This is a genomic window from Pelagibacterium nitratireducens, from assembly GCF_037044555.1.
Lineage (GTDB): Bacteria > Pseudomonadota > Alphaproteobacteria > Rhizobiales > Devosiaceae > Pelagibacterium > Pelagibacterium nitratireducens.
In genome coordinates this window covers 110,186-122,494 of record NZ_CP146276.1, presented here as the reverse complement: position 1 = coordinate 122,494, position 12,309 = coordinate 110,186, and the positions used below count along the sequence as shown (strand labels likewise).

The 12,309-nt window shown below is 58.7% G+C and carries 13 protein-coding genes; 4 read left to right on the top strand and 9 right to left on the bottom strand.

Going from position 1 to position 12,309, the window contains the following annotated elements; all coding sequences use genetic code 11:
* Positions 1-7: 7 nt before the first annotated feature.
* From V6617_RS18785 to V6617_RS18755, 7 genes are read right to left on the bottom strand one after another with little or no spacing between them, the layout of a single operon-like run.
* Positions 8-268 (bottom strand): DUF2749 domain-containing protein, encoded by a 261-nt coding sequence (locus tag V6617_RS18785; protein WP_338610894.1) that lies wholly within the window; start codon positions 266-268, stop codon positions 8-10.
* A 2-nt stretch (positions 269-270) separates the two neighbouring features.
* Entirely contained in the window at positions 271-1,056 is a 786-nt protein-coding gene (gene trbJ / locus V6617_RS18780; protein WP_338610893.1) for a P-type conjugative transfer protein TrbJ, read from the bottom strand.
* A complete protein-coding gene (locus V6617_RS18775) occupies positions 1,031-3,469 on the bottom strand; it encodes a conjugal transfer protein TrbE (RefSeq protein ID WP_338610891.1) in 2,439 nt (812 codons plus the stop codon). Before V6617_RS18775 ends, trbJ begins: the two co-directional genes overlap by 26 nt.
* Before the next feature lie 4 nt (positions 3,470-3,473).
* Positions 3,474-3,773, bottom strand: coding sequence for a conjugal transfer protein TrbD (locus tag V6617_RS18770; protein WP_338610889.1), 300 nt, complete (start codon positions 3,771-3,773; stop codon positions 3,474-3,476).
* Positions 3,773-4,129: a TrbC/VirB2 family protein gene (locus tag V6617_RS18765; protein ID WP_338610887.1), complete on the bottom strand. Its 357-nt coding sequence runs from the start codon at positions 4,127-4,129 to the stop codon at positions 3,773-3,775. Before V6617_RS18765 ends, V6617_RS18770 begins: the two co-directional genes overlap by 1 nt.
* Positions 4,119-5,099, bottom strand: coding sequence for a P-type conjugative transfer ATPase TrbB (gene trbB, locus V6617_RS18760; RefSeq protein WP_338610886.1), 981 nt, complete (start codon positions 5,097-5,099; stop codon positions 4,119-4,121). Before trbB ends, V6617_RS18765 begins: the two co-directional genes overlap by 11 nt.
* 15 nt (positions 5,100-5,114) lie before the next feature.
* Complete coding sequence (locus V6617_RS18755) at positions 5,115-5,744, bottom strand: acyl-homoserine-lactone synthase (protein WP_338610884.1); 630 nt, start codon at positions 5,742-5,744, stop codon at positions 5,115-5,117.
* Positions 5,745-5,950: 206 nt separating this feature from the next.
* On the opposite strand from V6617_RS18755, the gene V6617_RS18750 reads away from it, so the two are divergent.
* The 4 genes from V6617_RS18750 (at position 5,951) to repC (ending at position 10,791) form a co-directional block, all read left to right on the top strand.
* Positions 5,951-6,655, top strand: a complete 705-nt coding sequence (locus tag V6617_RS18750; RefSeq protein WP_338610882.1) for an autoinducer binding domain-containing protein — start codon at positions 5,951-5,953, stop codon at positions 6,653-6,655.
* Between the two features lie 392 nt (positions 6,656-7,047).
* Positions 7,048-8,235 carry a plasmid partitioning protein RepA gene (gene repA, locus V6617_RS18745; RefSeq protein WP_338611057.1) on the top strand — a complete coding sequence of 396 codons (1,188 nt, stop codon included), beginning with the start codon at positions 7,048-7,050 and terminating at the stop codon, positions 8,233-8,235.
* A gap of 75 nt (positions 8,236-8,310) precedes the next feature.
* Positions 8,311-9,300 carry a plasmid partitioning protein RepB gene (repB, locus tag V6617_RS18740; RefSeq protein WP_338610881.1) on the top strand — a complete coding sequence of 330 codons (990 nt, stop codon included), beginning with the start codon at positions 8,311-8,313 and terminating at the stop codon, positions 9,298-9,300.
* Between the two features lie 186 nt (positions 9,301-9,486).
* The gene (gene repC / locus V6617_RS18735; protein WP_338610879.1) at positions 9,487-10,791 is read left to right on the top strand and encodes a plasmid replication protein RepC; all 1,305 of its coding nucleotides are present in this window, start codon (positions 9,487-9,489) and stop codon (positions 10,789-10,791) included.
* A 37-nt stretch (positions 10,792-10,828) separates the two neighbouring features.
* Here repC and V6617_RS18730 read toward each other — a convergent pair whose 3' ends face one another.
* Both V6617_RS18730 and V6617_RS18725 read right to left on the bottom strand, forming a co-directional pair.
* Entirely contained in the window at positions 10,829-11,035 is a 207-nt protein-coding gene (locus V6617_RS18730) for a hypothetical protein (protein ID WP_338611055.1), read from the bottom strand.
* Positions 11,036-11,131: 96 nt separating this feature from the next.
* On the bottom strand, positions 11,132-12,073 hold the full coding sequence (locus V6617_RS18725; protein ID WP_338610878.1) for a recombinase family protein: 942 nt from the start codon (positions 12,071-12,073) through the stop codon (positions 11,132-11,134).
* Positions 12,074-12,309 lie beyond the last annotated feature (236 nt).

The window sequence follows — 12,309 nt, the reverse complement described above, 5'->3', positions numbered from 1 at the left end:
ATACCCCTCAGTTCGTCCCGAACCGAGGAGCCATTTCCTGGCCGCCCGATGTGGGAAAGGTGTCGGGATTGGACCCAAAGAAGTCCTGACGGCGTTCGGCCGCCGCTTCGCGCGCGGCGGCTTCCTGTTCGAGAAGTTCGACCTGCCGGGCCAACAGCGCCCGCGCTTGCGGGTCATCGGTGGGCACGACGACATAGGTGACCGCGCTTCCGGCGACAGCCGAAAGAAGCGCGATCACGACGACAACGGGCAGAGATATCGCCGGCATATTCACCACCTGGGGGCCATTTCCTGGCCGCCCGAGGTCGAGGGAACATTGCTGTTAAAGAAGGCGTCGCGGCGGGCCTGCGCCAAATCGCGTTCAGCCTGTTCCGACTGATACCAGGTGCCCATCATCGTGGTTTGCTGAGACAAAAGCCCGCGAAGCTTCTGCATCTGCTCAACTTGCTGACTGGCGATTGAATGGCCGACCTGCAAAGCCTGCATCTGGCCGACAGCGGTTTCCGACTGGCGCTGCAATTGCGCCATGGTTTGCGCTTCGGTTTGGAACTGATCGGCCGTCAGGCCCGCCCCGGCGAGCGTGCCGGCGATCGTGTCGCGATTGGTCCGCGACCATGAATCGTACATGGACGAGAAATCTTCCGGCAGACTGCCCTGGAAATCCGCATATGAACCAAAACGCTCTTTGAGAACGTCATCGAGATTGCCCATGGAAAAGGCGATACCGTCGCCTTGGGCGACAAGCTGTTGAAGCTGGTTCAGATCGGCAACCGCATCACCCCAGATGTTTTCTGGAAGTTGTTCCAGATTTTGCAGCATCGTGCGGTACTGGTCGATCTGGTTCTGGATTTGAGTGAGCTGGTTGGCAATCTGCTGCGCATTCTGCCCGACCTGTTCAACATTGGTGCCGGCCAGGTCGATGAGCTGGGCGTTGTTGAGTAGCTGCGTCCATTCGGTCGCGCCGCCCGCCGCCGCCCCGGCATGGGCAGCGCCAGTCAGGCCGGCCGACAGGACAGCGGACAGGGCCGCGCTACCAAGCTTGGCGTAGAGTCGCATCTTCGATTCCTCTCGATAAAAGCCAATGGGTAGTCCAGTCGTCGCCGTAGGCTTGCCGCAGATCCTTGATCCGCTTGATGTCGTCCTTTCCGGACGCGCCCACGAAAGACAGGGTGATTGGCCCCAGGGCCATGTCGAACAGCCGCCGCCCGTCCGGCGAGGCCACATAGTATTCGCGCTTGGGAGTGGCGGTTGCGACGATCTCAATTTGCCGCTCGTTGAAGCCGATCCGTTCATAAAACTCGCGCGTGCCAGATTCGCGGGCTGCCCCGTTTGGCAGGCAAATCTTGGTCGGGCAGCTCTCTTTGAGAACGTCGATAATGCCCGAGCCGGTCGCGTCTGATATCGACTGCGTGGCAAGGATAACGGCGCAATTGGCCTTGCGCAGAACCTTGAGCCATTCTCTGATCTTTTCCCTGAAAGCGGGATGACCAAGCATCAGCCAAGCCTCATCGAGAATGATAAGGCTGGGCTCGCCCGTCAGGCGCTTTTCGATCCGACGGAACAGGTAGAGCAGGACCGGCACAAGGTTGCGGTCCCCCATGTTCATCAGCTCTTCGATTTCAAAAGTCTGGAACGCGGAAAGCTTGAGGGTATCCCTTTCGGCGTCGAGCAGGTTCCCCATCGGGCCTTCAACGGTGTAGTGTTGAAGCGCATCCTTGATATCGCGCTTCTGAACGCCCGACACGAAGTCCGAGAGGGACCGATGTTCGGAGCTGGCCATAAGATCAATCTGATGGCTGATCGCGTTGCGATGGTCAGGATCGACCTTGACCCCCTGCATCGTAATCAGCGTTTCGATCCATTCGGCCGCCCAAGCCTTGTCCGAATCCGTTTCCAGTTCGGAAAGCGGCGCGAAGGCCAGAACATCGTCCGAGCCAACATCGTAATGATCGCCGCCAACCGCGACGGTGAGCGGGTACATGGACTTGCCCTTGTCGAAGGCAAAAACCTGCGCGTCTTTGTAGCGTCGGAACTGTGCTGCGATCAGCGCGAGCAAAGTGGATTTGCCCGAACCGGTTGGCCCGAAAATCAGGGTGTGGCCGACGTCGCCAACATGCAGGTTGAGCCGGAACGGGCTTGAGCCAGAGGCCACCTGCATCAGCGGGGGCGAGCCTTCCGGATAGAACGGGCACGGCGCTTCGGCTTCACCAGACCACACCGAATTGAGCGGCACCATGTCAGCGAGATTGCGTGTGTGGATCAGCGGTTCGCGGATATTGGCGTACCAGTTGCCCGGCAAGCTCCCCAAATAGGCTTCGGTGGCGTTGAGCGTTTCGATCCGCGCGGCAAAACCTTCGGCCTGGATCAAACGCCGAACGCCCTCGCACTTTTCGCGCAGGCGAGCCTCATCGGTCTCGAATATCATGATGACCGGCGTGTAATAGCCATAGGCGATGAGCTGGCTATTGGCCGCCGCGATGGCGTCCTCACTTTCGGCCACCATCAAAGCGGCGTCCTGGTCGATGGCGCCCGAATTGGTCTGGAAAAGCTGATCCATGAAGGGCCGGACCTTCTGTACCCACTTTTTGCGCGTCCGTTCGAGCTTTTGTCGTGCTTCGACGGGATCGAGGAACATGAAGCGAGACGACCAGCGATAGGTCAGTGGCATGAGATCGAGCGAATTGAGAATGCCCGGCCAGCTCTCGGCCGGAAAACCGTCAATCGCCACAACGCCGACATAGCGATTGTCCACCAGTGGCGAGAGGCCATGGTGGAACTCGGCCGTCACGACGTAGTCGAGATACATCGGGATATCGGGAAGCCGGATCGGGTGGGTTTCCCCCACGATGCAGAAGCGGGCGAACTGCAAAAGATCGTCATATTTGGCGATCTTGGCTCCGCCCCGTTCTTCAACCTCATGGGTCTGCATCCGCCGTATCTGCACAACGTTCGCCATGTATTGCTCAAATTCCCGTATCGCGGTCTTGAACTTGTTCAGGATGCGATCGGCGTTCGTTTCGCGCCGGGAGTCGGCATCGGAGTAAACATATTTGACCAATCCCGACTTGCGCTGTTCGGGCTCGCGATAGGTCAGGATGATGGCGTGCTGGCTCGCAAAATGGCCGTCCGCACGCTCAAAGCGCCTGCGCCGCTCATCGTCAATCAGGCGCGATACAGGGTCGGGGAAATAGCATTGCTCCGGCGAGGGATAGCTTGTCGTTGGGATGCGGATCGCTTCGACCTGTATCATCCAGCCCGTCCCGAGGCGGGCGAGGATGGTATTGATCTGGCGCGAAACCTCGTTGCGCTCGAAATCGGTCGAGCTTTCACTGTCCGGCCCGGCGAAATACCAGCCCGCCATCAGCGAACCGTCCTTTAGGAGCATGATGCCGTTTTCGACCAGTGCCGCGTAGGGCAAAAGGTCGGAGAATGACGGCCCCGCGTGCCGAAATTTCTTTAGCGCAACCATTGTATCAGTATTTCCGCCAAGGGGTCGAGGTTGGCCGGTAATAGGACCGGTACTTGATGTGGCGCACATAGACGTGCCGCAGGAACGGATCGGATTTGGCCATCATGCGCAGCAGCCCAACGACCACGATCCAGATCACCGCCCCCAGGACCGCAGAAACAATCGTCAGGACCACGAAAACGAGGATGACGGCCAGAAGGCCAGTCACCAGCGCAAGTTCACGATCCGCCCCGAACAGGAGGGTCGGCCTTGATAGGGCGCGGTGAATCCGCGCCCTATCAAGGTTGTCGCCAATCTCAGCCACTAGCGAAGTTCCGACGTTGTGGCGGCGGCGACCTCTGGCACGCCAATCGAGGCGCCGCCAGCACCGAATAGAGCAACAATCTGTGTTGCGCCGAGCAGAATGCCGGCGACGAGTACGACAAAGACAAGACGGCGGGCAAAGTCGTTTAGCTCGCCACCGAAGATCAACATGCCGCCGGCAATGGCGACCGCGGCAAGCGCGATGGCGCCAGCGACCGGGCCGGTAATCGATTGCTGGATCTGTTGAAGCGGGCCTTCCCACGGAAGACCGCCGCCGCCGCCAGCAAGCGCCGGTTCAATCATGAAAACAGACGCTGCGGCGAGGGCGAGCGTGAGCGATAGGATTTTACGCGACATGGAGCTTTCCCTGCATACTGTCGGATTTTGGATTGCCAATCGGCCTCGTCTGGTAGGTTCCATTACGGAACCCATCGACCTTGAGGATTTCCCGAACCACGCGGCCTTGCGGCGCGCGCTCGATGGAAACGATCAGATCAACCGCCTCCCCGATGACTTCGGGCATCGGTTGCGTGGACACTTCCGCAACAAGCTGCTCGAGGCGGGTCAAAGCCGCGAGAGCCGAATTGGAGTGAACCGTCGTCACTCCGCCCGGATGGCCGGTGTTCCACGCCTTTAGGAGCGTCAGGGCCGCACCGTCGCGAACCTCGCCCACGATGATGCGGTCCGGACGGAGCCGCATCGTCGATTTCAGCAAACGGCCCATATCGACCGTATCGGTGGTGTGCAGGGACACATGGTTCTTTGCCGAACACTGGATCTCGGCGGTGTCCTCAAGGATCACCAGACGATGATCCGGCGTGACCTCGACCAGCTCTGCCAGAATTGCGTTGGTCAGGGTGGTTTTGCCGGTGCCGGTGCCGCCAGAGATCACGATATTGAGCCGGTTCGTGATCGCTTCGCGGATGACCTCGACCTGGCCCGGCGTCATGATGCCATCGGCAACATAGCGATCGAGCCGGAACAGCATCGAGGCCCGCTTTCGGATGGTGAACATGGGTTTCGGCGCAGCCGGCGGCAGAATGCCCTCAAAGCGATGCCCGCCAAGCGGAAGCTCCCCGGAAATGATAGGGCGGTTTCGGTGCACTTCGGTTATTAGCGCGTGGGCCACCTTGCCGATGACGATCTCGGCGTCAGAGGGCAGCATCATGCCAGCATGCACGATCCCCTGCCCTGCCCGTTCGATAAACAGTTTGCCATCAGGGTTTAGCATCACCTCGACGACCTGCTCGTCATCGAGTGCAGCAGTGATCGTCGCGCCAAGGGAGTCGCGCAGGCTGAAGACCAACCTTCTCAGGGATTCGCTCATTCCACGGTCACCGCACTAGGCGGCGATTTCCTTGGCGGAGGGCAGAAGGCCACGATAACTGTCGGGCTTCACACGATTGAAGCTGGCAAGGTCGGCCATGAGTGTGCCAGCGACCGCTATCGTGTTGCCGACCGGGTGCGGCGGGCTGAGCCGCTCGAGCGGCCAAGCAGCCCTCTTGAGGACGCGCTCAAAGCGCGTGTCCGTAACGGTGACGATCTGGTCGAAGCCATTGCTTCGCGCTAATTCGATGACTCCCGCTAAAAGGGCCAATGTTGCCTCACGTAGTCCCGACGCGGACGTAGCTGTTGATGAACTCGTTTCGACGCAGAACCGGGAGCTCTCGACGATCGTGCGGGATTTCGGCACGGGGCTATCGCCGAGCAGAAACCGAAACGTGCCTGCCAACATGGTGGGACCCGTTGAGGGCAGTAAGCGGGCGCAGCCGATCACCTGAGAACGACCATCACAAAGCACAAGATAAATCGGGTTCAGCGCGTCGTACTCATCGAACTCCTGCCCATTGCGGACTTTGACATCCCAGCCGAGCCGGTCTTTGAACACCCGGGTTCGAAGGACGTGCATCTGCGTGAGAAGTGCCCGTTCGTTCGTGTCACTTGTTGTCCCTCGTATGGCGAATGCCTGCATTACGACCCCCGATTATGGTTTTCCCGTGGGGCACTTGAATCGAGCTACGGCCCGCTTCGCCACCTGTGAAACTCCACAGGTAAATCTTTGTGGACTCACATGCACAGATGGTTCTGCAATGGTGAAGTGCGCTGCCGGATTGGCTAAACTTGTATGAGACCTGGGCGCTTGCGCGCGCATCGTTTAACAGACGTCGGAGTGAACGCTTGCGGAATCAGACACTTGATCACCTTCGAGATTCGCTGGAAGCAGCAAGCGATATGACCGGAGTGAAATCGTCGCTGAAGGATTTGGCGGCCGATCTCGGCTTTGAGTGGTTTGCCTATCTTTCGGTCTGCGGCACAGAAGTTGAGACGTTCTCAACGTATCCGCGTGCGTGGCAGCGCAATTATCTGGCGAATGGTTATGCCGGCATCGATCCGGTGGTGCAATTGGCCCGGACAGCAACGGGCTGTTATGCGTGGTCCGAGGGCAAGCTGGACGACGACTTGTCTAGAGAGGGGCGCTGCTTCTTCGGAGAGGCGCGTGCGTTCGGTATTACTTCGGGCGTTTCGGTTCCGATACGAGCCGGTTTCGGGCGGAGTGTCCTGTTTACGCTTGCATCGTCTGGTCGTCCGGATAACTGCCTCGAAGACTGTCCTCTAGCCGCTGAAGCGATTGGCTTGCATGTCGATGTTTATGTGCGCCGATGGATGCTTGAGCCGGCGGTCGCGCAAGGGGTCCGGCTGACCCAGCGCGAGCGGGTGTGTTTGGCGTGGACGGCCAAAGGCAAGCGCATGTCGGAAGTTGCGCAGATCATTGGTACGACCACGCGGACTGTCGAATACCATCTTCAAAACGCGCGAGAAAAACTGGGCGCGGTCAATCTCACCCATGCGGTTGCGCTCGCTGTGCGCCAAAAGCTGGTTTGACCGAACTTGGGCGAGCGTCGGGTGCGCGATCTTCGCATCGCTTGCAGTCGGGTTCGCCGCGCAGGGTGCTCGATTTAGTCAATCATGCGGATGGTGATTCTGACGCAATGCCTGGCGAGAAATCTTTCATCCGGAGGAAGGGAGACCTGTGAAACTTCCCAGGCGGCGGCGGCTTCAATTCGCCCCGCGCATCTTCAGGGAACCTGATTAAACCATTGATATAAAGGGAAAAAGCAGGAAGTATCAGGGCTTCTGTGGGTGGCGGCCATTCCTGTGGCAACCTTTTGTTAACCTAAAATCGCTTGCCAGAGAACGGGAATCGCTCATACTGGCGCCAGATTGGCCAAATGGTCGAATTTGGCGCTATTTTCTCGTCGAGGGACAAAGCGGAGATGGCATTTCTCCCAGAATTTGAGTTTGACGATAAAATTCTCGCCCAAGGGGCCGAGATCTCGCGCAAGCTCGATCAACTTCGGGTCGAAAAGTTTCCCTCCGAGGGGCAAAAGACACTTCGGCGGTTCTCGATGGCTGAAGCCGCCCACTATTTAGGTGTCAGTCCGAATAATCTAAAACGACTTCATCTTGAAAAGAAGGGGCCTGATCCTTTGGTCGTGGCCGGCGGCCGGCGCTTCTATTCGGCCGAGCAGATGACCGAACTTCGGCACTATCTCGATAAGAACGGACGCTCGGACTCAAAAAAGTACGTGCCCTACCGCAAGCCTGACGAAAAGCTCCAGGTCATCGCGGTCGTCAATTTCAAAGGCGGATCAGGAAAGACCACCACTGCGGCGCACCTCGCGCAACACCTTGCCCTTACCGGTCATAGAGTATTGACGGTGGATCTTGATCCGCAGGCGTCGCTTTCAGCCCTCCATGGTTTCCAGCCGGAGCTCGATAAGAACCCCTCGCTCTACGATTCGATCCGATACGATAATCCCGTCCCGGTCGAAGAGGTGATCCGCCAGACGAACTTTCCGTTGCTCGACATCATTCCAGCGAACCTCGAGCTCCAAGAATACGAGTATGAGACGCCTCTTGCAATGCAGTCGTCGTCTCAAGAGGGTAAGCGTTTCTTCACAAGGATCGCCCGCGCGTTGGACTCAGTCAGTGAACGCTATGACATCGTCGTCATCGATTGCCCGCCCCAGCTCGGATATCTCACGCTTTCCGCCCTCTCGGCCGCGACGTCGGTTCTGATCACCGTGCATCCACAAATGTTGGACCTGATGTCCATGAGCCAGTTTCTGCTGATGCTTGGCAATATCTTGAAATCGATAAAGAATGCTGGCGCCGAAGTGCGGCTCGACTGGTTACGTTATCTCATCACCCGATACGAGCCAACGGACGTCCCTCAGGCGCAGATGGTCGGATTTATGCAGTCAATGCTCGCCGAGGAAATCCTGAAGAGTCCTATGCTCAAGTCCACGGCGATCTCGGATGCTGGCCTCACCAAGCAGACGCTCTATGAGGTCGAGCGGTCGAACTTCAATCGAGACACATATGATCGAGCGATTGACAGCATGGATGCCGTGAATTTTGAGATTCAGGGGCTGATCCACCAGGCATGGGGGCGATTGTGATGTTGACCGCCGTCAAAACCGCTGAAAAGGTGAGCTGTTTCAGGTGCATAAGCCGTATAAGGGAGTGCTAGTCAAATGGCGCGGAAAAATCCCTTCGCCAACATTATGGACAGCGGCGACGTTCCCGTCGAGCGCCCGGTCGCGAGGGACTATACCTTCAAGGGTGCATCGCGCTCGCTCATAAGCTCGATCGACGAAATGGCGGCTCAGGCAGGCAAGCTGCTCGAGGGCGAGACGATAATCGAGGTTGACCCCGATTTGGTCGACCAATCCTTTGCTAACGACAGGCTCAACGTCGACCAGGAAGACTATGAGGCCGACTACGCCCAGGTCCTGGAGTCGATCCGCAGTTCCGGCCAGAACTCCCCTGCCCTCCTTCGCCCGCATCCCGAACGGCCCGGCCGCTACATGCTGGTCTTCGGTCGCCTCCGCTGGCGCGCGGCAACCGAGCTTGGTCTCAAGCTACGCGCTGTCATCAAGGAGATATCCGAGCGCGATCATGTGATCGCCCAAGGACAGGAAAACAATGCGCGAGCGAACACATCCTTCATCGAGAAAGCGTTGTTTGCCGCCGACATCGTTCAACGAAGATTCGACGAGGACAACGCGACCGCCCTCGCCGCGATCGGTGTCGATCGACCGACGCTTTCGAAAATGCTCTCTGTTGCGTCGATACCAAAGGACCTGCTCGAAGTGATCGGCCGCGCCAAGGCCGTCGGTCGCGATCGCTGGTATGAGCTCAAGCTGCTTCTCGACAAACCGGCCAATGTCGACACTGCCCGGGCCTTGGCGTCAAGTTCCGATTTTCGGAGGTTGCCAAGCGAAGCGCGGTTCGATGCGATCGTCGTGAAACTGAAAGCCTCTAAGCCGCGCCGTCGTGCCGCACTGGCGTCATCCAAACGCACGTGGGCGCCATCGGATGGTCGTGTCGCTGCGGAGATGCTGACCACCGGCAGGAAATTCACCATCGCTATTAAGGCGAAGGGGGCCGACGCAACAGCGTTCGGCGACTACCTCTCGGAAAATCTCAGCGAGTTGTATGAGGCTTTCCGTCGGGAGAAATGAGCAACCACTAACGGAGATTGAGCGCAAAAGAAAAAGGCCCCCGAAACGGCATTCCGGAAGACCTTCTCTTTAAGTTTGGCGACTAAGAGAATCCCATTTCCGCGAATCATAGTCAAGACCATTCCGGTCGGTTTGAGCGCCAATTCGGTGAGCAGGTTTCTTTTGCCTAGCGATAGGTGAAGAAAAATGCAGACGCATACCCCAACGACGCCTTTTGGGCGGCGAACGATGTCGCTTGGCATGATGGCAAACCAGGCCGTAGCGAAAACGGTGCCGGAAGGCGCTCAGGTTCATAAGTGGAACGTGTTCCATTCGATCCGCGAAGCGCGCGAACCGCTTGGCGCCACGGACCGCTCGCTCTCCATTCTCAATGCGCTGCTGTCCTTCCATCCGGAAACAGAGCTCACCGGCAACGGCGAACTGATCGTCTGGCCATCCAACGAGCAACTCATGGCCCGTGCCAATGGGATGCCGGCGACGACGCTGCGACGCCATCTGGCCGTCCTGGTCGACAGTGGCCTGATCATTCGCCGCGATAGTCCGAACGGCAAGCGCTTCGCCCGTAAGGGCAGGGGAGGGCAGGTCGAACAGGCCTATGGTTTTGACCTGTCCCCGATCGTCGCCCGGGCTGAGGAATTCCAGGAGTTGGCAGACACGGTACGGGCCGAGAAGAAAGCGCTCCGGGTTGCCAAGGAGCGCCTAACGCTCCTTCGGCGCGATGTCGTCAAGCTCATCGAGACTGGCCTCGAGGAGAACGTTCCAGGCAATTGGGGCAGGGTCCATCAGACTTATCAGGCTATCGTCGGCCGCTTGCCGCGCTCAGCGCCACGGCAACTCGTCGAGGATATCTGCTGCGATCTCCACGGCCTCTACATGGAGATCATCGAGGTACTGGAATCATTTGCAAAAACACAGAATCCGGATGCCAATGAGTCCCATTCTGGTCGCCACATACAGAATTCAAACCCAGACTCCATATCTGAATCTGAATACGGCTCCCGAAATAAAGAAGAAGTGGGCGGCAGCGCTGCAGAAACCGGCAACGTGCGGAGCTTGCCGAAGCGGGAATTGCCTTTGGGGATCGTGCTGGATGCCTGTCCCAACCTGAGCGAATTGACGCAAGGCGGCGATATCCGACACTGGCGGGATTTCCTGGCTGCGGCGGAACTTGCGCGGCCGATGCTGGCGATCAGCCCGAGCGCATGGCGAGACGCCTGCGAGGTCATGGGCGATCAGCACGCGGCGATCACGCTTGCCGCGATCTACCAGCGAACAGACCAGATCAACAGCGCTGGCGGCTATCTGCGCAGCCTCACCGACAAAGCACGGGACGGCAAATTCTCCACCTGGCCCATGATCATGGCGCTGCTGCGCGCCAAACTGGACGCCGATAAATCGACGAGGAAGGCTGACCACCAACCACCAAGCGGGGAAGGACGGCTCGAGGTCTCGGAAGCCCTTCTGAAGTCGCTCAAAAAGCCCAGATCCTGATGGCTGATCGATTCGGATTTCGGGAACGGTACTTGGCTCAGGCTCGGTCGTCGTCGAGCAGATAGTCGAATGTGTCGAGGAGTGCATCTAAGATTGCCTGGCCGAGGACATTTGCCGCTTCGCCCGTCCTGGCATCATCTCCGGCCCGCGCCGCGGAAGCGAGATCCGATCCTTGGTCAGCCAGGATCGACCTGGTTCTCTCAATCGCCCATTGCGCGAAATCGTCCCGGCTGTTGATGGTCATGGCTTCCACTGCTGCGCGCTCCGGCGTTTACGGATTGTTCGGACTGTTCTGGATAAGATTGAGCTGCGCGAATTGTACTGCGTACGCGCCACAAAATCATTCCTCGCCTGCGTGTTCTGGCGCCGCTAGCAAGCCGCTGCGCTTTGCCCGATCGATGAGGTTCTTGACGGACGATGGCGCCCATTTCGTACCGCCACGGGGGGTGCGCTCATGAAGTCGTTCGAGTTGGTTGGCGATTTCGCGCAAGGTTAGCTCGGGATTGGAGGAATGGATACCCGCCACGAGGGTCATCAGACGATCCTCAGCTGGCCGAGGCGGCGACTTCCTCAAAAGCGACTTGTCGGCCATTCCTTCGCTGACCATCCATTTCACCGCGCGCCGCAAACGCTCTGGTGTCCAATCGAGACCACGTTGTCTGAGAACGCGCGAGATGTCGTCCCAGGTGTGGTCGGGTCGCATGCGCCGCACGATGGGAAGCCATTGATTGGCGGATGACTGTAGACGCACTCCATAGGCTGCCTTTTGAGCGGCCGTCATCTTGGCGAGCGTTTCCGGCCGACCTTCCCGGAGCCCTGGATTGCCTGGTAGCCGACCTTTTGCCTTGGCGGCTTTGATGCCTGCCTTGGTCCGTTCGGAGTTGAGAGCCCGCTCCAGCTGGGCTACGGCGCCAAGAACCTGAAGGGAAAACATCCCTTGCGGCGTCGTGGTGTCGATCGGGTCGCTGAGCGACCGGAAATGCGCACCTTTTGCCGTCAGGTCCTCGATGACATCAAGCAGATGGCTTACCGAGCGTGCCAGGCGGTCGAGCCGAACCACAACGAGGGTGTCGCCGGCGCCGATCTCGCGAACAAGCCGGGCGAGGGCAGGGCGGGTACGCGAGGCGCCGGAACCATGCTCCTGGATGATTGTGTCGCATCCGGCCGCCCTCAGCTCCATCTCCTGCGCTTCCGTAGCCTGCTCGTCTGTTGAGACGCGCGCATAGCCGATAAGCCGGCCCTGTGGCCGACGGGAGGAGTGATTCCGTGGTGTTTTGGCCATTTGGAGCGCCTGAGAGCTGGATCGGAGACGAAATTACAAATATAGAAGACACGAATAACCGATCGTTTGTAAACGTCTCTTAGGTGCGTTTTTGACAGCCGAACGCGCCAAAAACCCCCGAAAAGCGGGCTCTCTCGTCGATCTGAGCATCGATTGCCGGGCCTCTTGTTCAATCCCGAAGGCCGCAGCGCTCATTATATATAGAGGGGCGTAAGAATTACCGGTGTGACGGAAGC

Bases quoted from the DNA above. Each gene is read 5' to 3' on its own strand.
- V6617_RS18785 (WP_338610894.1), bottom strand. From the start codon at position 268: ATGCCGGCGATATCTCTGCCCGTTGTCGTCGTGATCGCGCTTCTTTCG.
- trbJ (WP_338610893.1), bottom strand. From the start codon at position 1,056: ATGCGACTCTACGCCAAGCTTGGTAGCGCGGCCCTGTCCGCTGTCCTG.
- V6617_RS18775 (WP_338610891.1), bottom strand. From the start codon at position 3,469: ATGGTTGCGCTAAAGAAATTTCGGCACGCGGGGCCGTCATTCTCCGAC.
- V6617_RS18765 (WP_338610887.1), bottom strand. From the start codon at position 4,129: ATGTCGCGTAAAATCCTATCGCTCACGCTCGCCCTCGCCGCAGCGTCT.
- trbB (WP_338610886.1), bottom strand. From the start codon at position 5,099: ATGAGCGAATCCCTGAGAAGGTTGGTCTTCAGCCTGCGCGACTCCCTT.
- V6617_RS18755 (WP_338610884.1), bottom strand. From the start codon at position 5,744: ATGCAGGCATTCGCCATACGAGGGACAACAAGTGACACGAACGAACGG.
- repA (WP_338611057.1), top strand. From the start codon at position 7,048: ATGGCATTTCTCCCAGAATTTGAGTTTGACGATAAAATTCTCGCCCAA.
- repB (WP_338610881.1), top strand. From the start codon at position 8,311: ATGGCGCGGAAAAATCCCTTCGCCAACATTATGGACAGCGGCGACGTT.
- repC (WP_338610879.1), top strand. From the start codon at position 9,487: ATGCAGACGCATACCCCAACGACGCCTTTTGGGCGGCGAACGATGTCG.
- V6617_RS18730 (WP_338611055.1), bottom strand. From the start codon at position 11,035: ATGACCATCAACAGCCGGGACGATTTCGCGCAATGGGCGATTGAGAGA.
- V6617_RS18725 (WP_338610878.1), bottom strand. From the start codon at position 12,073: ATGGCCAAAACACCACGGAATCACTCCTCCCGTCGGCCACAGGGCCGG.